Raw genomic sequence first — 22,885 nt, forward strand, 5'->3', positions numbered from 1 at the left:
GGAAGGCTATTTTTTCTCGGATGAATCAACCAAAAAATCAGGAGGTAATGAAAATGTCAAAAGTTACGGAAGAAATTATTAGTAAAGAAACAGCACAGGAAAGGCTAGAAAAGTATTTACGCACCGTTGCTCATATCGGACATGTAGAAATTAGTGTAACAAATTTTGAAAAATCATTGGACTTTTTTACAGAAGTGTTAGGTCTTGTATTAACAGAAATCGATGGGGACCGTGCTTATCTACGGGCATGGCAGGATTATGATCATCATACATTGGTTCTCCAAGCCTCCAATACATCAAAAGTAAATGTTATGGGCTGGCGTGTTAACTCGGAAGAATCTCTTAAATTATTTGAAAAACAACTAAAAGAAATGAACATCGATTTCAAATGGGTAGAAGGTGGACAAAAGAAAGCATTAGGTGATGCACTTCATTTTAAATCTCCTTCAGGAATCCCAGTAGAGCTATACTGGGAAAAGGAAAAATTCTTGACGGATGATCCACGTCTAGAGTCCAAATTACCGAGTCATCCGAGCAAATATATGATGAGAGGTGTCTCTCCACGTCGCTTTGATCATGTCAATTTATTAGTGGATGATGTGCAAAAGGAGCAGCAATGGTGGACGGATTTACTTGGCATTCATCATCGTTATTATATTCAAAATAAAGAGGAAGTACGTTTAGGTTCCTGGTTAAGCCGGACGAATATTGCCCATGAAATGGCATTGATGAGGAACTCTAATCAGGATGGTGCGAAATTTCATCATTTAGCATATTACTTGGATTCTGGTGATGAATTGATTCGTGCAGCCAACATTATGGCAGAAAATGATATTAAAATTGAGTGGGGCCCTGGTAAACATGGAACAAGTGGTGCGCAATTTATCTATGTGTTTGAACCTTCTGGACATCGAGTGGAAATCTGGACGGGAGGATTCTTAATCTTTTCACCTGACTGGGAACCAATTAAATGGTCCTCAGAAGTTGGGCAGCTAGGTTTGGAAATGTGGGGTAGCACACCACCAGAAACTTATTTTACGTATGGAACTAAAATAGGAGAATAATAGAGAAAGATAGACTGTCTTGTCTATGTTTCCTGTAAATAAGTTTAAGCAATAGGCTGTTTTCTAAAGGGATTGTTGTTTCTTACGCACTAACCATATCAACAGCAGGGAGGCAACAAACCTTATGAAAACAGGAAACTATAAATACTAGGAGAGTTACCATGGAGCAACCGACCTTAAAAATTGATTTTCATACGCATATTATCTCAGAGGACTTTTTGAATTTAGCAGAGAAATACAGTGATGATCGCTGGCCGGTCTTGGAAAAAACGTGTGACTGTGGTGCGAAAATTATGATAAAAGGCAAGAACTTCAGGGATATTACGAACCAAGCCTGGGATGCGGAAGAACGAATAAACGATATGGAAAAAGAGGGAATCGATATTCAAGTTCTTTCACCAATTCCTGTTACCTTCAGTTATTGGTCCGACCCTGAGCAGGGGTTAGAGATGGCAAGGTTTCAAAATGATTTTATTGCATCCGTTGCAAAAGAAAATCCGGAAAAGTTTATCGGACTAGGCACAGTTCCATTGCAGGATGTGGAACTAGCGATTCAGGAAATGGACAGAGCTGTAAATGAACTGGGGTTAGTTGGACTGGAAATCGGAAGTAATGTGAACGGAAAGAACTTGGATGATTCATCTTTAGAGCGCTTCTTTCAGGCAGCAAGTAAAAGGGGAGTTCCATTGTTTGTTCACCCGTGGGCAACATTGGGAGGAGAAAGAATGCCACGTCATAATTTCATGTATATGGTTGGAATGCCTTCTGAGACAGCGCTTGCTGCTGGAAGTATTATTATGAGTGGTATGTTGGATCGATATCCTAATTTACGAATTTGTTTTGCACATGGTGGAGGTGCTCTACCATACCTGCTTCCAAGAATGGATAAAGGGTGGAATGTTTGGCCGCATATAAGGAAAACAAAAAAGCCACCTAGTCATTATGCAAAGATGCTTTATTATGATTCGCTCGTTTACGATGAGAATAATTTACAGTTTATGATCAATCGTTTTGGCGTGGATCAGATTATTGCCGGATCAGACTATCCATTTTTATTACGTGAAGTACCATCTGGCAAAGTCGTTGATCAGCTATCTACATTAAATGAGTATGAAAAAGCAAAAATACATGGACTGAATGCATTAAGATTTTTGAATCTTGATTGAAACTTGGGAGGATTCTTTCGCTTCCTATTTATGAAATAGCCGAGAACACTCGTGACTTTAGTCATGAGAGGTTCAGATAACTATTAGTGGTGAATCGAGGAGGAGATCTCACGACGATAAGAACCTACAGAAAACAAAAGGAGAGGATAACTTTGGCATTTGTTATTTTAGATCCATGCAGAAATGAAAAGGCAGCCGAATGTACTCAGATTTGCCCGGTTGATTGTATTGAAGAAGGAACAGACCAATATTATATTGATCCCAATATATGTATTGACTGTGGTGCATGTGTGGCAGCATGTCCAGTTAATGCAATTGTAGATGAACATGACTTATCACCTGAACAGGAAGAATATCTGGAAAAGGCAGAAGCTTTTTTTGGGTAAGTACGTGCAATAATAATATTGTCAGGTATTAATGAATAGTAATTAATAAGAGAACCTATCCAAAAAAACATTGGGTAGGTTTTTTTATAATGATAAGAAAGTAGATATTTGCGCTTGATCTCTAGCTCCATCGCCCAGCGACTAGCGGACTTCCCTCACCTCCGTACGATAAAGAAGACTTGCCGATTGGTGAAACCAGAGGCTTAGTCGCACTTATACCCTTGTGGTGAAAGTCAACATCGACTCAGGTTTCAAGGAAGGCCGACTAAAAGCGGACTAGCGCTCGGGCGTCGGCATACCCCTATGAAGGGGCATGTTTCCTTTTCGCTCTTCAAGCATAAGATTCACTAAGATTTTTACATTCGTAAAAATCAAGATCATCTAATCTCTTACGGGGACTGTTCGTTTAAAACCGCCGTTTTGCGCGGCAACACCGAACCACCTGGCATGACTAGGCGCAGTCCGTACGTCGTAAACGGGCGCTTGCGCCTTTGTTCTTTCCGTATCACGTTCATGAAAGTAATTGATTTGTTGGACGTCTAACTTTATAATGAAAGAGCAATATAGTTGGGATTTTTATAACTTTTAGTTGTTGGACGTCCAATAATTATAATTACAGTTATAATGGAAATAGTATTAATGAGTGTCAGAAAAATTGGTGTTCGCCCAGATTTTAGGTTAATGCCTTCGTTGCACTTATGCAGATAAGAAATTCTATACTTTCTTAATCCGTTGTTGAAAAGACAACATGCATATATTGGGAAAAAGGATGATGATATGCGATGAGAATGGTTGATATTATTGAGAAAAAACGAGATGGATTGGAACTAACCAAAGAAGAAATATCCTTTGCCATCGAGGGTTATACACGTGGTGAAATACCAGATTATCAGATGTCTGCTTTTGCTATGGCCATTTATTTCAATGACATGACCACGGAAGAAAGAGTTCATTTAACTAAAACGATGGTCGAATCCGGGGATCAAGTGGACTTGTCTGATATTGCTGGAATTAAAGTGGATAAACATAGTACAGGGGGAGTAGGGGACACGACAACATTGATTTTAGCTCCACTTGTAGCATCTGTTGGTGTACCAGTTGCCAAGATGTCCGGGCGGGGACTTGGGCATACAGGCGGTACGATTGACAAACTGGAATCGGTAGAGGGATTCAATGTAGAATTGGATGGCAAAACGTTTAATAATTTAGTAAATAAAAATAAAATAGCTGTTGTCGGACAAAGTGGGAACTTAACACCAGCTGATAAAAAATTATATGGATTACGCGATGTGACGGCAACGGTCGATTCGATTCCGCTTATTGCAAGTTCGATTATGAGCAAGAAAATTGCATCCGGTGCAGATGCCATTGTACTTGATGTCAAAACAGGATCCGGTGCATTTATGAAGGATTTGGAAGGTGCCAAAGAATTAGCTCATGCCATGGTTCAAATCGGAAATGGTGCAGGACGTGAAACCATAGCGGTGATTTCGGATATGAATCAGCCATTAGGCTTTGCGGTTGGGAACGCCCTTGAAGTAAAAGAAGCAATTGATACACTAAAAGGATATGGCCCAGCAGATCTTGAAGAACTTTGCCTAACATTAGGAAGCAGGATGGTTTATCTCGGCAAACAAGCCGAAACGATTGAAGAAGCGAGAGAAAAATTGGAGGAAGCAATACGTTCAGGAAGTGCAATTGAGACATTTAAAACGTTCCTTGCTGCTCAAGGTGGCGATGCTTCTGTTGTGGATGATTCATCAAGGTTGCCGACCGCTTCTTATACGTTTGAAGTCGAAGCAAAAGAAGATGGCGTTGTTGCTGAAATAATAGCGGATGAAATTGGAATTGCAGCAAGTCTTTTAGGTGCTGGACGCTTAACGAAAGAATCCGAAATTGATTTAGCTGTTGGGTTAGTTCTCAACAAAAAGATTGGTGATCAAGTAAGTAAAGGAGATTCCCTTGTTACCATTCATAGTAATCGGGAAGATGTAGATGAGGTAGTAGATAAAATTAGTCATTCCTACACTATTTCAGAAAAGAAAGTGGAAAAACGTCCGCTAATATATGATGTAATCTATGAATAGAGGGATGACATTCCCCTTTTGTTTCTAGGGTAAAAGGATGGCCGTCTAGCATATATAAGTGAATGGAATTACATAACGAACTAAGGAGGTATGCAGTAAATGGATAAGTATTTTAAACGAGTATTTTTAATTGTAATGGATTCAGTCGGGATTGGGGAGTCTCCTGATGCTGAGGCTTATGGCGATAAAGGTGCGGATACATTAGGTCATATCGCAGCACATAGGAACGGATTACATATGCCAAATATGGGAGCACTTGGCTTAAGTAATATAAGGGAAATCCAAGGAATTCCACCTGCTGAAAAAACGCTGGCCCACTATACGAAAATGCAAGAGGCTTCTGCTGGTAAAGATACGATGACTGGTCACTGGGAAATCATGGGTCTTCATATTGACACTCCATTCCGGACTTTCCCAGACGGGTTTCCGGATGAAGTTATTCACAAAATCGAAGAAAAGACAGGTAGAAAAGTAATTGGCAATAAACCTGCATCTGGGACGGCGATTTTAGATGAACTTGGCGAAGAGCATATGAAATCGGGAAGCTTGATTGTTTATACCTCAGCGGATTCAGTCTTACAGATTGCTGCACATGAAGAAGTCGTACCATTAGAGGAACTTTACGATATTTGTGAGTTTTGTCGTGAATTAATGAATGCTCCTGAGTACATGGTAGGCCGTGTGATTGCTCGTCCATTTGTTGGAAAACCTGATGCATTTGAACGGACACCTAATCGCCATGACTATGCGCTAAAACCCTTCGGCAGAACTGTGATGAACGAGCTGAAAGACGATGGCTATGATGTACTTGCCATTGGGAAAATTTCCGATATCTATGATGGGGAAGGGGTAACTCAATCGCTGCGCACCATATCAAACATGGATGGAATGGATAAATTGCTCGAAACGATGGATATGGATTTCAACGGATTAAGCTTTTTAAATTTAGTAGATTTTGATGCGAAATATGGACATCGCCGTGACCCGCAAGGCTATGGTGAAGCATTGGAAGAATATGATGCCAGATTGCCGGAAGTATTTGAAAAGCTTAGGGATGGCGATCTTTTAATTATCACGGCTGACCATGGAAATGACCCAGTCCATCATGGTACAGATCATACGAGAGAGTATGTGCCATTACTTGCCCATCATAAAGGTATTGTGGAAGGTAAACAGATTCCATTACGGGAAACATTTGCAGATATTGGAGAAACAATTGCAGAAAACTTCCAAGTAAATAGCCCGAAACATGGGAAAAGCTTTTTACAAGAGATAAAGTAAAAGACATTCCAAAGAGAGCATACCCGTAAAGATTGTGAATATTACAAGGTCACTTAAGACACTTGAAGAAAAAGTGAGGGATAATGATGAAACGACAGCAAATAGAACAAGCAGCAGCCTTTATTAAAGAAAAGATAACCAATTCACCGAAGATCGGGCTTATTCTTGGGTCTGGATTAGGAGTATTGGCAGAGGAAATCGAACATTCTGTTAAGCTGAAATATGAACATATTCCAGGCTTCCCTGTTTCCACTGTAGAAGGGCATGCAGGGCAGCTTGTCATTGGCGAGATGCAAGGTGTGACTGTTCTTGCGATGCAAGGACGGTTTCATTATTATGAAGGGTATCGTTTAGAGGAAGTTACTTTTCCAGTACGTGTCATGAAAGAGTTGAATATAGAGGCCATTATGGTGACAAACGCTGCTGGCGGATTAAACCCATCCTTTGAAGCTGGCGATTTAATGGTGATTACCGATCACATTAATAATGCAGGTGCCAATCCATTAATCGGGCCCAATGATTCAGAGCTTGGTGTGCGTTTTCCGGACATGTCTGCTGCCTATGATCCAGAACTGCAGAATGTGGTCAGAAAAGCGGCACAACAATTGGGTATTTCTTTACAAAATGGGGTCTATGTTTGGAATAGTGGCCCAAGCTATGAAACACCTGCAGAAGTTCGTATGCTGCAGAAATGGGGCGGAGATGCTGTTGGTATGTCCACGGTCCCAGAAGTAATTGTTGCACGTCACAGTGGGATGAAGGTTATTGGTATCTCCTGCATCACCAATATGGCAGCAGGAATACTGGATCAGCCGCTATCCCATGAAGAAGTGATGGAAACAGCAGAAAAAGTGAGAGAAGACTTTTTGAATCTTGTCAAAAAAGTTATCACCAGTATAGCATAGTAAGTGGTGGTCTATAACCATGAAGGAGTGAGTAAATATGGAAAACCAGCGCATGATAGAAGAAGCTCTAAAAGCAAGAGAAAGAGCATATGTCCCTTATTCCAAGTTTAAAGTCGGTGCAGCACTACGTACAAAAGATGGAAAGATTTATCATGGATGCAATATTGAAAACTCAGCATATCCGGTGTCTAATTGTGCCGAAAGAACAGCACTATTTAAGGCTTATTCGGAAGGGGAAAGGGATTTTGACATCCTTGTTGTTGCAGCAGACACGGAGCGCCCTGTTCCCCCTTGTGGTTCATGCAGACAAGTGATGTCCGAGTTATGCCCAAAAGATATGAAGGTCATATTAACGAATTTACATGGTAAACAAAAAGAAACAACAATAGAGGAACTACTTCCTGGTGCCTTTACACCAGATGATTTAACAAAAGCATAATTCTTAATGAGGTGAATAGAATGGCTGAAAAATTAGCGAAATACATTGATCATACGTTATTGAAACCTGAAGCAACAAAGGAGCAAATGGAAAAACTTTGTACAGAAGCAAAGGAATATGGCTTTTATTCTGTATGCGTGAATCCGACATGGGTAAAAGAGGCTGCCAAGCAGTTAGTAGATTCCGATGTAGAAGTATGTACGGTGATTGGTTTTCCATTAGGTGCAACGACTACTGAAGTAAAAGCATTTGAAACGAAGGATGCTATGGAAAATGGAGCAACTGAAGTGGATATGGTTATTAATGTTGGGCAGTTAAAGGCAGGAGCATACGAAGCAGTAGAAGAAGATATCCGTGCCGTTGTAGAGGCAGCAAATGACAAGGCACTTGTAAAAGTCATTATCGAAACATCTTTGCTCACAGAGGAAGAAAAAGTAAAAGCATGTAAACTTGCTGTGAAAGCAGGAACGGACTATGTGAAAACATCTACTGGGTTCTCTACTGGAGGTGCTGCCGCTAGTGATATTCGCCTGATGCGAGAAACGGTTGGACCGAATATTGGTGTGAAAGCATCTGGTGGGGTTCGTGACAGGGAAACTGCTCTAGCAATGATTGAAGCAGGTGCCTCACGTATTGGTGCAAGCTCCAGTGTTGCAATTGTGAAAGAGGATTAATTTTATCACGTAATTAACTGGCTGTAAGACCTTTAACGAGAAGAATTCAAGATACTTCAAGAATGATCAGTGCAGGTCAAGCAGCCAGTAAACTTCTGATCATTCATTTAATCAGTAGGGTAAGAAAAAAACCTACCGATTGAAAATTCCCGTTATATATGATTGCTGCTCTACTTTTGATTAACTTATTATTACAGGTCGTATAGTTCCAAATAAGAGTGGGAGATTTTTCACACACTATATGAAAAACCTTCCTAGTTTAAGCGGAATAACCAAATTCTTACCAGCTCTCCATAATCTTGAGAGCGGCGTGTTGGTTATGAAAAGAGAGAGGACGGTGGGATATGAATTTTAACTACCAAACACCGCGCTATTTGATAGTCATTGAACAAATTAAAGAGAAAATCTATACTGGAGAATTACAGCCTGGAGAACGCCTGCCATCGGAAACGGCATTTTCCAAGGAACTGGGAGTGTCAAGAAATACATTAAGAGAGGCATTGCGAATTCTGGAAGAGGAAAATATCATTATTCGAAAACACGGTATAGGTACCTTCGTCAATAAAAAACCGGTATTTACTGGGGGTATTGAGGAATTATTCAGTATTACGGAATTAATTGAAAGGGAAGGCAAGACACCCGGTACGGAAATTCACTTTACTGGTAATGTTGAACCACATAGTGATGACATTCAAGAGCTGGAATTGGATGAGAATGAACAAGTATTTCTCGTAAAGCGTGTACGAACTGCGGATGAGGTTCCGTTGGTGTATTGTATTGACAAAATTCCGGCTAATGTATTGGCTCAAGGATATAAACTAAATCAAGAATCGATTCTTGATTCCTTGAAAGAGGTTGGAATTTCTATCAGTTATGCTGACGCTCAAATTAAAACGATTAGCTACCATAATGAAATATCGGAAATAATGGGCTGTGATAAAGAAACACCATTATTAATCCTTCGTCAGATTCATTATGATCAAACCAATCGGCCTGTGTTATATTCGATAAATTATTTCCGGTCTAATCAGATTTCCTTCCATGTATTACGTAAACGTGTATAATGGAGCTTCCGGCAAAATAAAGTGAATCTTCCATCATTTGTTATAGTCAAACTCCACTTTATAGCAGGATTTCAAATGCTAGAGGTGTGAGTTCAGCATATGATCCACAATCTTACTGCCGGAAAAAGCTCATGTCATAAACAAATGGTACATATGGAAAAATATCATTGCTTTGCTGGACCCCAATAGTAAATACAAGGGAGAAATTTATCTTAAGTATGGTATTTTGGACATCCTCTATAAGAATAAGAAGCTATGTAATATTTACACTACTATTTAAAAACTTCTCAGAAAAACTAATAAAATAGTTAATAGATTCTTTTGGAAAACGTTTCGGCAAGCTGGCAATCCAAAATGGGCGAAGGATAGATATACCACTCACATATATTTGCGATAAAAGCCTTGCTTTAAGTTCCTGTTCCACTGCAAAACGGGAAATAAAGCCAAACCCGAGACCTGATTGGACTGCACTTTTAATTGCCTGTGTTGTACTAAGCTCCAATGTGTTTGGGTGATGGGCAAGATCTATTTTTTCTGCTAAATGATTTTCTATTATTTTCCGGGTAGCAGAAGTTTCTTCACGTCGGATGAACCGCTCTTCCAATAAATTTCTGGAAACAATATTTTTTTTCTTTACCCAAGGATGGTCTGGGGCAACTACTAAAATAATTTCATCCTCTGTGACGATTTTTTTACTCAAATTGGAGTGTTGAATATCTCCTTCAATAAAGCACAAATCAATTTTTCTCTGCTCTAATTCTTCTAAGATAGTAGGAGTACTGTTTATCGATAATTGAATATGAATACTTGGATATATTTGCTGGAATTTGCTGATGATTTCTGGTAAGAGATATTCTCCAGGTGTATAGGATGATCCGATTTTTAAAGCATGAGACGCTTCGGCCTTTAAACTTTGGAGTGAATCCATAGACTCTTCATAGGAATTTATAATTTCTTTAGCAAAATGGTAAAGTCTTTCCCCCGCAGGAGTGAGTATAGGTGGGGTGTGATTACGTTCAAAAAGCATCATCGAATAATGGTTTTCTAATAGTTTAATCTTTTTTGTAACAGCAGGCTGGGTGAGAAATGCCCGTTTTGCAGCACCACTAAAACTGGATTCTTCTACTACATAACAGAATATTTTTAGATTCTCAATTTCCATACTTTCCCTCCTGACTGGAAATTTTAACCTTGAAAGAACATACCAACTCCCATAATTACTACGACAGCAGCTAAAAGACGGCCTATCGTTAATCCATTTAATTTCTTTGAAATCATTGCACCTAATTGAGCACCTATTATGATCCCAGGGGTACTGCACGCAATTACAAACCAATCAATAGAGTGATCAGCAATTGACGGAAGAAGTCCAGCCAGTGAGTAAAGTGCAAGTGAGAAAATAGAAGTGGCTGTAGCTTCTTTCATAGGTAAATAGAAGAAATACACAAGTAATGGAACCAGAAGCCATCCTCCACCAATTCCAAAAAAAGAAGAAATGATTCCGAGCAGGAAGCCAATGAATATTAATTTCCATGTTTTTATGGATGGACTGTTTACATGTGCTGCTTCAGTTTTTTCCTCTAATGCAGCACTTATTTCAGGATTTGTAATATTCAATGAAGCCTTATCATTTGAATGATTCTTCCAAATCAAGAATATACCAAGTCCTATAAGAAGACAAGCAAATAAATTATAATAAATCGACACAGGACTATACTTGACAAGTATTCTACCAATAAATGTGGCAGGAACAGCACAAATAGAAATTAGAATGCCTATGCGAATGAATACCCGATGCTGTTTTAATAAGGTTGGCAGGCCAGAAATGGCATTAATAAATACAATAGCTAATCCAGTAGCTGCCGCCTCGGCCGGTGAGATCTCATAAAAAATCAGTAGAATTGGAACAAAGAGAAACCCACCTCCTGCTCCAATAATCGCCCCATAAACACTGGCAAGAAATCCGAGAAATAGTAATAATAAAATCAATTATATTTCCTCCCTATAATTCCTCTTTCCACCATTATTATCATAGAAGTGGTTTTGAAATGTGGAATTACCCGAAAAGGAATAAGCCATTCCCGTTTGTTATACTGAAATGGTGGGTTGCCGGCCATGGGGAGTGAAGGAGAAGGAAAGTGTTGTCTAACATAATCCCTCACTTTTTAAATTCATGCAATCGTTCATAAGTTTCGATTAGAAATTTATAAAACAGTTCTTCCGTTGGCAGCAGTTTCCGCTGAGTAGGATAGATGACGCCAACTGTTCGTGTCAAGCTGGTATCAGATAATGGGATAACTACTGTAGATATTGGTGTGTTATCTACTAACGTCATTTCAGGCATCAATGCAACTCCTAAGCCAGCGGAAACTAATCCTTTTAATGCATCAATATCTTTTCCCTCGAAGGCAACTTTTGGTGTGAAACCTGCTTTATGGCAAGCCTGAACAACTTGCTCACGAAATACATATTCTTCAGGCAGCACAACGAATTGGTCACTCTTCAGCTCTTGCAGCATAATGGATTCCCGTTTTGCCAACGGATGGTGAATGGGCAGTAGTGCAACGATGTTTTCTGTAAATAATGTTGTTCCTGCAATTTTTTTTGCCATTTCTTTAGTTGGCATAGGGGCAATCATAGCTAAATTGAACTCCCCCTTTATAACTCCGTCAATTAAATCATGGTAAAGCCCATTGCTCATTTGGAATTTCGCTTCTGGATACTGTGTACGAAAAGCGTAGATGATGGAAGGCAGGGTGTGGGCAGCCATACTAATTGGAAATGCTATTCTTACGGTACCTTTTTCTGGATTTAAATGTTCTTTTACCTCTCTTTTTGCTTCTTCCAGCAAGTTAGCTACCTGTTTCATCCGTTCATAAAAGATTTTTCCGATAGGAGTTAATTTCACACGCCTTCCTTCACGTATAAAAAGCTCTACACCTAATTCATTTTCTAAATTGAAAATCTGTCTACTTACAGATGATTGGGCAACATGTAGTGCATCTGCAGCTTCTGTTACATGCTCTCTTTTTGCAACTTCCATAAAATACTGAATTTGCCTCGTCTCCATTTTAACACCCCTAATTCATGCTTTTTTTGCATTGATTTCATCGATTATTCATATTGAAACTATTATTTACTAAATTATAAAATGAAACTATGACAATAAAAAGTAAAATGATAAATTGTTCTATGGGAATAACTGGCTAAAAAAATTTCATTATAAGAATGAAAAGTGAGGATTAACAGCCAGTAATCATCTGTTTAATTGTAGATTTACTTTAAATATATTAGGGGCTGATTGTTATGAAAGTAATGGAGGAAATCAAAGAAACACAGATACAAAATGTAGGAAAGTACGTAAATGAGATATTTGAAGTTGTCAAGGAGAGGAATCCAAATGAACCGGAGTTTCAGCAGGCGGTAAAAGAAGTGCTCGATTCTTTAGTACCTGTCCTTGTGAAAAATCCAACATATATGAAACAAGCAGTTCTTGAACGCTTAGTAGAACCAGAGCGCTTGATTACTTTTAGAGTACCATGGGTGGACGACAGTGGAAATGTAAAAGTTAATCGTGGATTTCGCGTTCAATTTAATAGTGCAATTGGTCCATACAAAGGTGGGTTACGATTCCATCCTTCAGTAAACGCTAGTATTGTTAAATTTTTAGGGTTTGAACAAATATTTAAAAATGCGTTAACAGGCCAGCCTATTGGAGCTGGAAAGGGCGGTTCTGATTTTGATCCAAAAGGTAAATCAGATTTAGAAATCATGCGCTTTTGTCAAAGTTTTATGACAGAATTAGCTAAGCATATTGGACCGGACATTGATGTTCCAGCTGGTGATATTGGAGTTGGAGCAAGAGAAATCGGTTATATGTTTGGACAATATAAGAAACTTAGAGGTGCTTATGAAGCCGGTGTTTTGACTGGAAAAGGCATTGGATATGGTGGTAGTTTAGGACGAAAAGAAGCGACAGGATATGGAGTAGTTTACTTTGTGGAAGAAATGCTGAAGGAAAAAGGATTAAGCTTTAACGAAAGTACAGTTGTCATATCCGGTTCTGGAAATGTCTCGATTTACGCGATAGAAAAGGCAATGCAGCTAGGGGCAAAAGTAGTAGCATGCAGCGATTCCAGCGGCTATATTTATGATCCAAATGGAATCAATTTAGAGACAGTTAAAAGGTTAAAAGAAGTAGAGAATAAACGAATTTACGAATATGTGAAAGAACATCCAGAAGCAAGTTTTCAAGTAGGATATTCCGGTATCTGGACTATTCCTTGTGATATTGCTTTACCATGTGCTACACAAAACGAATTGGACAAAGAGTCCGCAGAGCATTTAGTTTCGAATGGAGTAAAAGCTGTAGGGGAAGGAGCCAATATGCCTTCTACACAGGAAGCGATTGATATGTTTATGGAGCACCATGTATTGTTTGCTCCAGCTAAAGCAGCCAATGCAGGTGGGGTTGCAGTTTCTGCTTTGGAAATGGCACAAAATAGTGCACGAATTGCTTGGACACAAGAGGAAGTGGACGGAAAATTACAAGAAATTATGAATACGATTTACAGAGAAAGCATGAAGGCATCCGAGAAATATAATGTCCCAGGTAACCTTGTGGTTGGTGCCAATATTGTTGGATTTATAAAAGTAGCAGATGCGATGTTATCCCAGGGAGTCATATAGTAACTGTTTGTTGTTCGGAAAGTGCCTGTAAAAGGGACATTTGAAAATGATAAATAAAATAATTTAAGCACAAGAAGGAAAACAGTTTCCACATGGTCAATACGCAGATAAATATTAGAAGTAGAAGGCCTTTGTTTGCCATCGCAATTCCATGAGGTATATGAAACAAGTTTATATATAGATTATCATGAAACCTTGGTTGGTAAATGCCAATCAAGGTTTTTTTACGTGCTCTCAAAGGGAAAATATAGGAAAGAATGACTCTGCATAAACGAAGGCAAACTATATATGAGTTTATTTGTGTTTTATCGTTTTAAGGGTTTTGTAATTAGATAAAATATCTTAAATTGGAATTTCAATAGGAAATCATTAAGTAGAATGGATGTTACATTCTCTTAGGAGGACTTTTTTCATGTGGTATGCAATTATGTGGGGAACAATTGCAGCTTCGGCAACTATGATTGGTGCTTTATTGGTTTTAAAGTTCTCCATTTCAAGGCGTGTTATCGCATTTATTATGGCTTTAGGAACGGGAGCATTAATCGGGGCAACGACCTTTGAACTGCTGGAAGATGCTGTAGAGATGACCGGCTTTACCGAATTTGCAATCGGCTTTCTTGGTGGATCCCTTATTTTTACCATTTTGGATATCATTGTTTCTCGTCGGGGAGGAGAACAAAGAAAACATGCAAAACGTGGTGATGAGGCATCATTAGAACAAGCTAAAGGGGCAGGATTGGGTATTTTTATTGGGACGGTGATGGATACATTGCCGGAATCAGCTATGATTGGAATGAGTTTGAATGGTGGAGGAACGGTAAGTTTTGCCTTAGTTATTTCTATATTCATTAGTAATTTGCCTGAAGGAATTTCAAGTACAGCGGGCTTGCAGCAAAGTGGTTTTTCAAAGAAAAAGATTTTAATTTTATGGGCTTTTGTAGTATTTTTTTCTGCCTTAAGTTCCTGGGGAGGAGCTTTGTTGGAATCCGCATCAAATAGTATAAAAGCGTTAATGAGTGCTTTTGCAGCTGGGGCAATTATTTCTATGGTAGCCTCGACGATGATGCCAGAGGCCTTTAAAGAAGGTGGGCCAATTGTGGGATTTATTACGGCAATTGGTTTATTCCTTTCTTTATGGCTGCACCATTTATAGAGAAATTTTATTATGGACGGACGAGTGTAATCCTATCAGGAGGATTCCCTCCTTTTTACAAGATAAGAAAGTATAAATTTTTTGCTTCGATGTCTAGCTCCAGCGCCCAGCGACTAGCGAGACTTCCCTCACCTCCGTACGATAAAGAAGACTTGCCGATTGGTGAAACCAGAGGCTTAGTCGCACTTATACCCTTGCGGTGAAAGTCAACATCGACTTAGTTTTTTTAGGAAGGCCGACTAAAAGCGGGCTTTGCGCCCAACGTCGGCATACCCCTATGAAGGGGCATGTTTCCTTTATCTCCTGCGGGGGACTGTTCGGTTAAACCCGCCGCTTTATATGGCAACACCGAACCACCTGGCATGGCCAGGCGCAGTCCGTACGTCGCTAAACGGGCGCTTGCGCTTTTCTTATATGTTAGAGTAAAGGTCCGAAGTATTAAAAAACGTACACATTCAATAAAAAGTAAAGGCGGTTTCTACTGGTTGCTCCAATGATCTTTGTCCAAATAATTCTCCAGTTCGTTTAAATATATAACCAAATAGTTATAATCCCCAGTCCCATTTTAAAATATCTTTGAGCATTACCAAATTATCTTCCCCAATTTTATTGCCGATTTTCTTCTCTAGGTTTGCTTTCAATGCTTCGTTTTTTTCGTAGCATTCCTCCCCTAATTTAGTTAATCGCAGGTATTTATCTTTCTTGTTATATTCGACATTGTTAATTTCCAGCAAATTTTTTGAATCCAGCTGTTTAATTAATTTATGAGTTGCTTGCCTGGAGATATTTATATTTTTGGTGACGTATGAAATAGTTGGCTGCTTTTTATAAATTCTTGCCATAATAAACCATTCAGAATTTGAAATATAAATATCACTGTTGTCATTCCATAATTTCTCTGTTAGTTTTCGAAGCTGAAGATGACGCTCACTTAATGTATCAATTAAATCCAAGTTTTGTAATTCAGAATTCAAGCTATTTCCCCCTATCTCGTTTATCGAAATTAAGTGTACATAAGCTTCTCGTTATTGTCAACCAGGTTGACAATTTAATGAGTTTGTATTAAACTACTATTGTAAACTTGGTTGACAATTGAAGGTTAGGAGATGTGCAATGTTCGATATTGGAGATTTAATCGTTTATTCTGTACATGGGGTATGTAAAATTGATGATATATGTGAAAAAACATATGGGGATGTCACACGTACATACTATGTTTTGCATCCGCTTGAAGAAAAACAATTAACAATAAATGCGCCAGTAGATAATGATAAAGTAGTTATATTAAAAATGATGGATAGAGAAGAAGCTGAAGAAATTTTACAATCTTTCAAACTGCATGGTATTAGCTGGATAGAGAATGTTAAATTGCGAACGAAACAATACAACAGTATCGTAAATACTGGAAATCGAAAAGAGATTTCTAAAATAGCTAATACGTTAATGCGAAAAGATCAAGAGGCTAAACAGTCTAAAAAGAGACTGTATGATCAGGATCGCCGACTTCTATCTACCATTCAGGAAATATTGTTTAAAGAATTGGCCATGTCTTTAGAAACGACGTATGAAGATATCTATGAAAAGGTAAACAACATGATTATACAAAGCAATTAAATGCTTTCATTGATTAAGAAATGGTTTCGACGTAGCTAAAATATTAACGTCCCTATCATAAAAGTCGAACACACATGTCTCGTCATGTTGCAGATTTTTCAGTGAAGTAGCATTCTTTAAAGAGCTACAAGATGACGGTTCAAGTAGAAAAGTAACTTAAGGTTACTTCACTAATAGAAGAGTGAGTGCGAGCTTATCTAAAAGAAACAATACTAACTAAGGTAGGGAGCGATGGAATGGTAACGCTTTATGTTAGCCCGGGCAGTGTATCCTGCAGAAAGGCAAAGAAATGGTTTCTGGAAAATGATATTCCGTTTAAAGAGCGGAATATGTTTTCAGAATCATTAACTTTAAATGAGATAAAAGAAATATTACGTTTAACCGATAATGGTACAGATGATATTATATCAACTCGCTCAAAGGCATTTCAAAAAATGGATGTAGATTTGGAACAACTGCCATTAAATGACCTATACCGCTTTATCCAAAAAAATCCTGGTATATTAAAAAGTCCAATCATATGTGATGAGAGACGTTTTCAAGTAGGATATCATGAAGAACAGATTCGTAGGTTTCTTCCCAGGTCCGTACGAGCATTGAAGTTCCATGAAATACAGAAAATGATTCATTAATAGCTGTTTTACAAAGCAAATATTTACTCCACCCGACATCTTTCGTGATTTAGGTGGAGTTTTTCATTTTCTAATATATTTTTAGCTTACTTGTTGATTGTTATTTTTTATTAATATATTAAAAAAATAACCAATTGTGAAAACTAGTAATTAATCAGCAAATAATATTGATTGATTTGTAAAGGCTATAGGCTATTTCTCACCCTTAAAGGATGGGAAATAGCCTTGTAAGCTTAACAACTAGTTTATTTTAGAAGAAAAGCGTTGACAATAGAACAAGTGAAACGATTACAAAAAACGGTATAAAAAATCCACCTGGCCTCTTCAAATAATCTAAATAGACGCCTCTTGGTGTTACATACCTGATTCTGCCTCGATATACATTTCCATAATGATCTCTAATTTGGACTGCACGTCCTGTATATTTGTGACAAAAGTGATAATAGTTTGCACCAGTCATTTTCTCACCCCTCCTCTTTTAAAGTTATAATATATTATTGGTTTTGCAAAAAAAGGAAAGGGTGTGTGTATATGTTAATCGGAAAATGAGCCACATGACAACTTAGAACTGAGCGACTGTTACATTGTGAATTTTAATCTTGCAGAAAAACTTTATCGGCTTTATATAAGAGGCGGGCATGATTCCCAATTGGGGGTGAGAAATCTTTTCCTATCGTACTATTTCGCAAGAATTCATGCCCTAAAGGCTCCATGTAAAGCTTATGTAGTATTAAAATAATTTTTCTGAGTTTGTGAATTCTACTAACATTTGGTGGATTAAATTTAATTCGAATTATTAGGTGAGTCATTGGTTTTAATATTTAAGGTATACAAGTTTAAATATCCATATTAGCTTTCTTGGAATAAACGTGGTATTTTTGGATTATATTTAAATGTGTTTGTTAGTTTTATAGAATAGAATAGCGTTAAAAATAAGGAAATATGAAGTAGAGGTAATAAACATAATGAGTAAAAAGTTAATCAATGCCGATACATGTTATCGGGTTGTGGAACAGAAAGCCACTCAATATTTTAGAACACTTTCAGAGGAGCACATACAGAAGCGCTAAGTGTCGACTCTTATAAAAGATTTTCAATCGTGGAGACAGCATCATATCCCCCGTTCATTCTTTTCTCTTTTTATACGTAGAAAAGGGAAGTCCCGAAATTATCACCATTATATTCAATGGCTGGAACATAGAGATAAGTTAGATAACTATTTGGATCGCAGTATCTCTTACATTTTTATGCGTGATTTAGGTAAAGTACTTGATTCACCTAGTACACAGCGGAGGATTCAAAGCGTAGTGGACAGTTTGAAAAAGGAATTGAGGTCTGACTCTACAATGGAAGCGTATAGTTTGGCTGGATTGTATCGTATGGCCCAGAAAGAAGGTGTTGAGTCCAGTTTTATTTGGGTCATAGATAAAATAAGAGAAATAGCCTCCCACATTCCAGAGGGGATGGATAAAGATGAGGTGCAGCGAAAGTTAATAAAAATCATTGCGGGTGTTGTGATGCAACAGGTGGAAGAGTTAGATGAGGAGATATCATCAGCAGAACGTGCAAGGAAATTGGATACTGCCATCAGACTAGGCTATTCCTATGGTCTGACTTATCCTTTCATAGATGATATCTTGGATTCGAACATATTATCCACAAACGAAAGAGTACAATATTCCGATATGATACGGACCACGCTTATTACAGGCACCGTACCGGAACTGGGAGAGTGGAATGAAAACAATAGAAAACTTATTCGCTTCATTCACTCTGAGCTTCGAGCGGCTTTTGAATATATTAAAACTTGCCATAATGGAACAACGTGGAAATCTTTTTTAGAGCAGTCCTATGTGTTTTTTAAATCACAGGAAGTTGATCGTGAAAAGGTTCTATCAATTAGAGATTACACGAATGAGGATCTTTTTATCCCAGTAATATTAAAATCCGCGTCCTCACGTTTAATTGTCCGTTCTTTAATGAGTTCTCCCGAAGATGAGGAGATTTTTCAGCGAACATTTTACTATGGGATTTATAATCAGTTATCGGATGATTTTTCCGATATGTATAGTGATATGGAGAAAGGTGCTGTTACCCCTTATACGTATTATTTGAAATATCATCATGAACGTTCTGATTTGATAAATCCATTTCATTTATACTGGACAGTTATTTGTTATTTAATTCATCAGGTTTATCGCTCCGATGCGAAGACCCGTGAAGTGATATTGGATCGTGCGATTAATGGATTAAAACGGTTTAAAGCACGTGCAGGAACGAAGAAGTATAATGAAGTTATGGGTATTTTTTCTTCCGGACATCCTGAATTTCATCGAGTTATTCAGCAGCTGGTTAGAAAAGCAGATGATGTCGATTTCTTTGATAAACTGCTTAGAGATCATATGATTGTTACCTTTAAGAAGGAGAGAGAGGAGAGGGAAGAGTTTGTTCGTACGGCTCGAACCGTTCGTGAACAAATTAATCGCTTCTTAACTATTTCTGAAGGAGACAAGGGGTCTTTACTAAATGATAGAATTATTGATGCAGCAAACTTTAGTGTTGGAGATGGTAAAAGGCTCCGGCCAATCTTGACTTGGATGATGGGAATAAAAAGATATGGGTTCGAGGAATCAACTATCGTGCCACTTCTCAAATCATTGGAATATATGCATACCGCTTCCCTAATCCTTGATGATTTGCCGTCACAGGATAACTCACCCATCAGGAGGGGAAGGCCAACGATTCATGAAATACACAATGTTGCTGTAGCTGAACTAACGGGTCTTTTCCTAACTCAGAAGGCTGTTGAGGAACAAGCTTCACTTAAGGCTTTTGATTCTAAGAAGGTGTTACATTTAATTCGTTATTCTGCTGGAATAACTGCAGATATGTGCAGAGGTCAGGCGATGGACCTCGGTTCGAAAGGGAAACTATTAAGCTTGGAACAATTAAATACGATGTGCTTTTATAAGACGGGGATAGGGTTCGAAGCTGCTTTCATCATGCCTGCCATTCTTGCTGGTGCATCGGATGAAGAAATGGATGTTTTTAGAAAAATTTCCTACCATGCAGGAATTGCTTTTCAAATTAAGGATGATTTACTGGATGTGGAAGGAGATAGAGAATTACTGGGGAAACCAATTCATAAAGATGCCAGGAACAACACGTCTAATTATGTTTCCATCTTAGGTCAAGAGGGAGCTAAGAAAGCAATGTGGGAACATTACTGTCATGCAATGGAGGCATTGCGTGAAGTACCTGAAGGATTCCCATTTTTAAAACACGTATTGAATTATTTCGTGCATAGGAATTATTGATGATGGATTTCCGGAAAGTAAATAATCAATTTTTTACAAAAATGGGTGCACATTTCCGAACTTCCAGCATATATTGGCTTCTGTGTGAGAAAATTGAAAGGAAGGAAGAGAAAAATGAATAAAGATGAAAAGCGAACGGTTGGGAATAGCGAGTTAAAAAATGGAGGTTATCAAGTTATTGAGGTTAATATGTCCGACTCAGCTGAAAACGTATATGCAGTGTGCACGCCAGTTAAAATGCAGTAAGGAAACATATCTCTTTTAGAAAAACCATCTCTTTTTCAGGTTCCTGAGCAAGAGATGGTTTTTTAATTTGGGCTGTTTTTGCCACTATATCGATAACTGCGACATATTGCAGGAAGGAGATTAAAAAGTAATCACTTAGTTTATAAGAGTGATTACTGCTATATATACGCTTTATTTAGTTGGGTGGAAAGGGCATTTTCCCTTTCTGGATTTATTGTCATCTGTAATAACATACTGCTTCCATTCCCTTTTGCTTAAATCTCCATATGCTCCCAAATCAGGGTGGAAGGGAAGGTTTTCTATGGATTCTACCCTTGATCGGATTAGTTGAAGAGCATTTTTACCTCGTATACTGTTATAAGCAATATTATTAAAAATTCTTCTTGGTTGAAAAATTAAAATGAGACAATTTCCTAAATTCCTGGTAATTCTATGTTTATAAGCTGGCATATTAACGGAAATAAACATAGGTTCGTCGTGAAAACAAAATTCCCAAAGCGGATCTTCTGGATCTATTGCAATATTCTTATTCCACTCTTTATCATCGTGTTCATGCAGGTATTTTAATATATCCCAAAAATAATTTTCATAATATGCAAAGGATTTTTCCGGACTTTCTGGCTCTACAAAAACAACGAAGGCATGCCTAATATACTGGTTTTCTTTAGATAGATTTACAAATTCTCTGAGTACGGAAGGCAAGGAGCTGAAATCATGGTTTTCGATATAAAAATATTTTAAATGTCCCATTCTCTCAGCAACTGTGCCATATGGACAGACGAAATTTTTATCTGAAACCATTTTCTCCCAATAAGCATATTCGTTTTTAAACCATTCAGGTATATATTTGTTCCCGTTTCGTATATCGTCTTTCGTTAACATAGAAAGGTGCTGAAACATGTTTTCATCTCCTAATAAGTATAATGATGAACTTTTCCTTTCGCTATATGCTATGGGTGATTTCATTTATTTGGGAACGAAATTTATGTATTTTTTTGATATTGGTTGGCCGGTTGTTACATATTTTTGTATTAAGGTTCTATTCAAAAAGATTGTCTTTACAGCATAATTTATTTCGTATTTGAGAAAAAGGGTGAACTAACTTTATATAATGTTGGAGTTTAATCTACCGCTAAGGAAATACACTACGCTTTCCGTGGGTGACCCGTGAGCTCGGGCCAACAGGACGCTGGTCACGAAGGCGTTGCCACAAAGGGGTTCGGTGGGGCAATTAATCGCAGCCCTAGGACGTGGCGTTCTTACCCTTTGTACCTTTGACTCTCTGCGGGGTCTCACTTGGCCACTTTTCCCGCAGGAGTCTCTGTATATTGCCGCTGGTAGAGTGCTTTGAAACTTTTTTGTTTAAATTGAATTAGATATCTACTATCGTAATGGTTGATTGTAGCGGAGGGCAGTTTCAATAGTTTAGGTAATGGAAGCGTAGTCGATTGGTTACGGGTGTGGTGGTCTTATAGGGGGAGAGAAAAGGAATATATGCTTGGTATTAACGGTTCAAATTCTAAAGAGTAGCCCAATTATATAGGTATTCCAATAGAAGGTTCTTTATCAATTAACTAAATAAGTCTCTAACTGTAAAAATTATAGGCTGGTTCTTTAGCTTCGAGTGTTTCTTTATGAACCAAAGCTAAAAGAACCAGCCTATTGTATTTAATACTCAATTTCTTCAAAATCCTGAGGGTCTAAGGTTGGTTGTCTTTCTTTTAAATCTTTATTATTAGAAATTTCGTTGTTTATCTCCTGATAAGATTTAATCTTAGTAAACCTTTCTTTTGTTTGTTTACGTTTTTTCTTATCATCATGCATCTATATTACTCCTTTATCTATGTCAAGTTGCTTCTTACTCATTGGATGATTCATTCCTCATCTAGAATGGCGTCAAAAGCTTCGGATACTTTATCGAATTCCTCATCGGTTTCTATTGCGGATAAATCGCCATCCTCGTCAATTTTTAGAAAAAAGATGTCGATATCTTCCTCGCTATCTTTTTGTAGATCTTCTACAAAGCTGACTGCCACATAATCTGTTCCTGCTAATGTAACTTTTGCCAGTACTTCAACGGTTTGATCTTCTTCTGTTTCATCACTAATAGTAAATACCTCGCCGACTTTGATTTCATCCATTACAGTTAGCCTCCTTCTTTTGCTTTC

At 38.0% G+C, this 22,885-nt stretch carries 22 protein-coding genes and 1 pseudogene; 15 read left to right on the forward strand and 8 right to left on the reverse strand.

Annotation, left to right across the window (positions count from 1 at the left end):
* Nucleotides 1–53: 53 nt before the first annotated feature.
* From GMJ66_RS03525 to GMJ66_RS03565, 9 genes are all read left to right on the forward strand, one after another.
* Nucleotides 54–1,064 (forward strand): VOC family protein, encoded by a 1,011-nt coding sequence (locus GMJ66_RS03525; RefSeq protein WP_197046590.1) that lies wholly within the window; start codon nucleotides 54–56, stop codon nucleotides 1,062–1,064.
* Nucleotides 1,065–1,225: 161 nt separating this feature from the next.
* Nucleotides 1,226–2,230 carry an amidohydrolase family protein gene (locus tag GMJ66_RS03530; protein ID WP_156288951.1) on the forward strand — a complete coding sequence of 335 codons (1,005 nt, stop codon included), beginning with the start codon at nucleotides 1,226–1,228 and terminating at the stop codon, nucleotides 2,228–2,230.
* A gap of 152 nt (nucleotides 2,231–2,382) precedes the next feature.
* Nucleotides 2,383–2,616, forward strand: a complete 234-nt coding sequence (locus tag GMJ66_RS03535; RefSeq protein ID WP_156288952.1) for an indolepyruvate ferredoxin oxidoreductase subunit alpha — start codon at nucleotides 2,383–2,385, stop codon at nucleotides 2,614–2,616.
* A 782-nt stretch (nucleotides 2,617–3,398) separates the two neighbouring features.
* Nucleotides 3,399–4,703 carry a pyrimidine-nucleoside phosphorylase gene (locus GMJ66_RS03540; protein WP_156288953.1) on the forward strand — a complete coding sequence of 435 codons (1,305 nt, stop codon included), beginning with the start codon at nucleotides 3,399–3,401 and terminating at the stop codon, nucleotides 4,701–4,703.
* A gap of 99 nt (nucleotides 4,704–4,802) precedes the next feature.
* A complete protein-coding gene (deoB, locus tag GMJ66_RS03545) occupies nucleotides 4,803–5,984 on the forward strand; it encodes a phosphopentomutase (RefSeq protein ID WP_156288954.1) in 1,182 nt (393 codons plus the stop codon).
* 86 nt (nucleotides 5,985–6,070) lie between these two features.
* Entirely contained in the window at nucleotides 6,071–6,889 is an 819-nt protein-coding gene (locus tag GMJ66_RS03550; protein ID WP_156288955.1) for a purine-nucleoside phosphorylase, read from the forward strand.
* 37 nt (nucleotides 6,890–6,926) lie between these two features.
* Nucleotides 6,927–7,328: a cytidine deaminase gene (locus tag GMJ66_RS03555; RefSeq protein WP_156288956.1), complete on the forward strand. Its 402-nt coding sequence runs from the start codon at nucleotides 6,927–6,929 to the stop codon at nucleotides 7,326–7,328.
* Between the two features lie 20 nt (nucleotides 7,329–7,348).
* Nucleotides 7,349–8,002, forward strand: a complete 654-nt coding sequence (gene deoC / locus GMJ66_RS03560; RefSeq protein WP_156288957.1) for a deoxyribose-phosphate aldolase — start codon at nucleotides 7,349–7,351, stop codon at nucleotides 8,000–8,002.
* A gap of 344 nt (nucleotides 8,003–8,346) precedes the next feature.
* Entirely contained in the window at nucleotides 8,347–9,066 is a 720-nt protein-coding gene (locus GMJ66_RS03565; RefSeq protein ID WP_156288958.1) for a GntR family transcriptional regulator, read from the forward strand.
* 253 nt (nucleotides 9,067–9,319) lie between these two features.
* Here the strand turns inward: GMJ66_RS03565 and GMJ66_RS03570 are convergent, their stop codons facing one another.
* The 3 genes from GMJ66_RS03570 to GMJ66_RS03580 all read right to left on the reverse strand — a co-directional run bounded on the left by GMJ66_RS03570 (nucleotide 9,320) and on the right by GMJ66_RS03580 (nucleotide 12,136).
* Nucleotides 9,320–10,228, reverse strand: a complete 909-nt coding sequence (locus GMJ66_RS03570) for a LysR family transcriptional regulator (protein ID WP_156288959.1) — start codon at nucleotides 10,226–10,228, stop codon at nucleotides 9,320–9,322.
* Between the two features lie 23 nt (nucleotides 10,229–10,251).
* Entirely contained in the window at nucleotides 10,252–11,055 is an 804-nt protein-coding gene (locus GMJ66_RS03575; RefSeq protein ID WP_156288960.1) for a sulfite exporter TauE/SafE family protein, read from the reverse strand.
* 169 nt (nucleotides 11,056–11,224) lie between these two features.
* On the reverse strand, nucleotides 11,225–12,136 hold the full coding sequence (locus tag GMJ66_RS03580) for a LysR family transcriptional regulator (protein WP_156288961.1): 912 nt from the start codon (nucleotides 12,134–12,136) through the stop codon (nucleotides 11,225–11,227).
* Between the two features lie 236 nt (nucleotides 12,137–12,372).
* Between GMJ66_RS03580 and gdhA the strand changes: the two genes are divergently transcribed.
* Together gdhA and GMJ66_RS03590 are read left to right on the forward strand one after the other, a co-directional pair.
* A complete protein-coding gene (gene gdhA / locus GMJ66_RS03585; RefSeq protein WP_156288962.1) occupies nucleotides 12,373–13,755 on the forward strand; it encodes an NADP-specific glutamate dehydrogenase in 1,383 nt (460 codons plus the stop codon).
* Between the two features lie 412 nt (nucleotides 13,756–14,167).
* The gene (locus tag GMJ66_RS03590; protein ID WP_156288963.1) at nucleotides 14,168–14,908 is read left to right on the forward strand and encodes a ZIP family metal transporter; all 741 of its coding nucleotides are present in this window, start codon (nucleotides 14,168–14,170) and stop codon (nucleotides 14,906–14,908) included.
* A gap of 545 nt (nucleotides 14,909–15,453) precedes the next feature.
* On the opposite strand, the gene GMJ66_RS03595 is transcribed toward GMJ66_RS03590, so the two are convergent.
* Nucleotides 15,454–15,882, reverse strand: coding sequence for a MarR family winged helix-turn-helix transcriptional regulator (locus tag GMJ66_RS03595; protein WP_156288964.1), 429 nt, complete (start codon nucleotides 15,880–15,882; stop codon nucleotides 15,454–15,456).
* 139 nt (nucleotides 15,883–16,021) lie between these two features.
* Between GMJ66_RS03595 and GMJ66_RS03600 the strand changes: the two genes are divergently transcribed.
* Together GMJ66_RS03600 and spx are read left to right on the forward strand one after the other, a co-directional pair.
* Complete coding sequence (locus tag GMJ66_RS03600; RefSeq protein WP_156288965.1) at nucleotides 16,022–16,522, forward strand: CarD family transcriptional regulator; 501 nt, start codon at nucleotides 16,022–16,024, stop codon at nucleotides 16,520–16,522.
* Between the two features lie 236 nt (nucleotides 16,523–16,758).
* Nucleotides 16,759–17,154, forward strand: a complete 396-nt coding sequence (gene spx, locus GMJ66_RS03605) for a transcriptional regulator Spx (RefSeq protein ID WP_156288966.1) — start codon at nucleotides 16,759–16,761, stop codon at nucleotides 17,152–17,154.
* Between the two features lie 250 nt (nucleotides 17,155–17,404).
* Here spx and GMJ66_RS03610 read toward each other — a convergent pair whose 3' ends face one another.
* Nucleotides 17,405–17,614, reverse strand: coding sequence for a hypothetical protein (locus tag GMJ66_RS03610; protein ID WP_156288967.1), 210 nt, complete (start codon nucleotides 17,612–17,614; stop codon nucleotides 17,405–17,407).
* Nucleotides 17,615–18,119: 505 nt separating this feature from the next.
* On the opposite strand from GMJ66_RS03610, the pseudogene GMJ66_RS03615 reads away from it, so the two are divergent.
* Both GMJ66_RS03615 and GMJ66_RS20870 read left to right on the forward strand, forming a co-directional pair.
* A pseudogene (locus GMJ66_RS03615) lies at nucleotides 18,120–20,471 on the forward strand (polyprenyl synthetase family protein).
* A gap of 114 nt (nucleotides 20,472–20,585) precedes the next feature.
* Nucleotides 20,586–20,717: a hypothetical protein gene (locus GMJ66_RS20870; protein ID WP_269321858.1), complete on the forward strand. Its 132-nt coding sequence runs from the start codon at nucleotides 20,586–20,588 to the stop codon at nucleotides 20,715–20,717.
* 171 nt (nucleotides 20,718–20,888) lie between these two features.
* On the opposite strand, the gene GMJ66_RS03620 is transcribed toward GMJ66_RS20870, so the two are convergent.
* The 3 genes from GMJ66_RS03620 to GMJ66_RS03630 form a co-directional block, all read right to left on the reverse strand.
* The gene (locus tag GMJ66_RS03620) at nucleotides 20,889–21,518 is read right to left on the reverse strand and encodes a YqcI/YcgG family protein (protein ID WP_231514801.1); all 630 of its coding nucleotides are present in this window, start codon (nucleotides 21,516–21,518) and stop codon (nucleotides 20,889–20,891) included.
* An 867-nt stretch (nucleotides 21,519–22,385) separates the two neighbouring features.
* A complete protein-coding gene (locus GMJ66_RS03625; protein WP_156288968.1) occupies nucleotides 22,386–22,541 on the reverse strand; it encodes a hypothetical protein in 156 nt (51 codons plus the stop codon).
* Between the two features lie 50 nt (nucleotides 22,542–22,591).
* Entirely contained in the window at nucleotides 22,592–22,858 is a 267-nt protein-coding gene (locus tag GMJ66_RS03630; protein ID WP_156288969.1) for a DUF1292 domain-containing protein, read from the reverse strand.
* Nucleotides 22,859–22,885: the final 27 nt, after the last annotated feature.

Source organism: Oceanobacillus salinisoli, assembly GCF_009733865.1.
Lineage (GTDB): Bacteria > Bacillota > Bacilli > Bacillales > Amphibacillaceae > Oceanobacillus > Oceanobacillus salinisoli.

Bases quoted from the DNA above. Each gene is read 5' to 3' on its own strand.
- GMJ66_RS03525 (WP_197046590.1), top strand. From the start codon at position 54: ATGTCAAAAGTTACGGAAGAAATTATTAGTAAAGAAACAGCACAGGAA.
- GMJ66_RS03530 (WP_156288951.1), top strand. From the start codon at position 1,226: ATGGAGCAACCGACCTTAAAAATTGATTTTCATACGCATATTATCTCA.
- GMJ66_RS03540 (WP_156288953.1), top strand. From the start codon at position 3,399: ATGAGAATGGTTGATATTATTGAGAAAAAACGAGATGGATTGGAACTA.
- deoB (WP_156288954.1), top strand. From the start codon at position 4,803: ATGGATAAGTATTTTAAACGAGTATTTTTAATTGTAATGGATTCAGTC.
- GMJ66_RS03550 (WP_156288955.1), top strand. From the start codon at position 6,071: ATGAAACGACAGCAAATAGAACAAGCAGCAGCCTTTATTAAAGAAAAG.
- GMJ66_RS03555 (WP_156288956.1), top strand. From the start codon at position 6,927: ATGGAAAACCAGCGCATGATAGAAGAAGCTCTAAAAGCAAGAGAAAGA.
- deoC (WP_156288957.1), top strand. From the start codon at position 7,349: ATGGCTGAAAAATTAGCGAAATACATTGATCATACGTTATTGAAACCT.
- GMJ66_RS03565 (WP_156288958.1), top strand. From the start codon at position 8,347: ATGAATTTTAACTACCAAACACCGCGCTATTTGATAGTCATTGAACAA.
- GMJ66_RS03570 (WP_156288959.1), bottom strand. From the start codon at position 10,228: ATGGAAATTGAGAATCTAAAAATATTCTGTTATGTAGTAGAAGAATCC.
- GMJ66_RS03580 (WP_156288961.1), bottom strand. From the start codon at position 12,136: ATGGAGACGAGGCAAATTCAGTATTTTATGGAAGTTGCAAAAAGAGAG.
- gdhA (WP_156288962.1), top strand. From the start codon at position 12,373: ATGAAAGTAATGGAGGAAATCAAAGAAACACAGATACAAAATGTAGGA.
- GMJ66_RS03590 (WP_156288963.1), top strand. From the start codon at position 14,168: ATGTGGTATGCAATTATGTGGGGAACAATTGCAGCTTCGGCAACTATG.
- GMJ66_RS03600 (WP_156288965.1), top strand. From the start codon at position 16,022: ATGTTCGATATTGGAGATTTAATCGTTTATTCTGTACATGGGGTATGT.
- spx (WP_156288966.1), top strand. From the start codon at position 16,759: ATGGTAACGCTTTATGTTAGCCCGGGCAGTGTATCCTGCAGAAAGGCA.
- GMJ66_RS03610 (WP_156288967.1), bottom strand. From the start codon at position 17,614: ATGACTGGTGCAAACTATTATCACTTTTGTCACAAATATACAGGACGT.
- GMJ66_RS20870 (WP_269321858.1), top strand. From the start codon at position 20,586: ATGAATAAAGATGAAAAGCGAACGGTTGGGAATAGCGAGTTAAAAAAT.
- GMJ66_RS03620 (WP_231514801.1), bottom strand. From the start codon at position 21,518: ATGGTTTCAGATAAAAATTTCGTCTGTCCATATGGCACAGTTGCTGAG.
- GMJ66_RS03625 (WP_156288968.1), bottom strand. From the start codon at position 22,541: ATGCATGATGATAAGAAAAAACGTAAACAAACAAAAGAAAGGTTTACT.
- GMJ66_RS03630 (WP_156288969.1), bottom strand. From the start codon at position 22,858: ATGGATGAAATCAAAGTCGGCGAGGTATTTACTATTAGTGATGAAACA.